General features: G+C 63.0%; 1 protein-coding gene. It reads right to left on the bottom strand.

The window, feature by feature from the left end; all coding sequences use genetic code 11:
- A partial coding sequence (locus tag QMG28_RS20900; protein WP_281844153.1) for an IS5 family transposase occupies positions 1–308 on the bottom strand: 308 nt, incomplete at both ends.

Here is a 308-nt window from a genome sequence, read left to right as displayed (position 1 = left end):
CATGATCGGCGCCCCCCTTTTTGCGGCCGTGGCGCCGTGCTGGTGAACCCGCATCATCGTCGAGTCGATCATGATCAGCTCGTCGTAAGTCTCTGTGACCGCATCGAGAATGGCCTGCCAATGCCCCGCCTTCTGCCACCGCACGAAGCGGTTATAGCAGGTCTTGTGCGGCCCATAGCGGTCCGGAATATCCGCCCAGGCCACCCCCGTCCGGAAGCGATAGAGGATCCCGTTGATCACCCGCCGATCGTCGACCCGCGGCACCCCGCGAGACTTCTGCGGCAGAAGCGGCTGAATGATCGACCATT

The sequence above is a fragment of the Sinisalibacter aestuarii genome, assembly GCF_027923545.1.
Classification (GTDB): Bacteria; Pseudomonadota; Alphaproteobacteria; order Rhodobacterales; family Rhodobacteraceae; genus Sinisalibacter; species Sinisalibacter aestuarii.
This window is presented reverse-complemented; position numbering and strand designations above follow the sequence as displayed.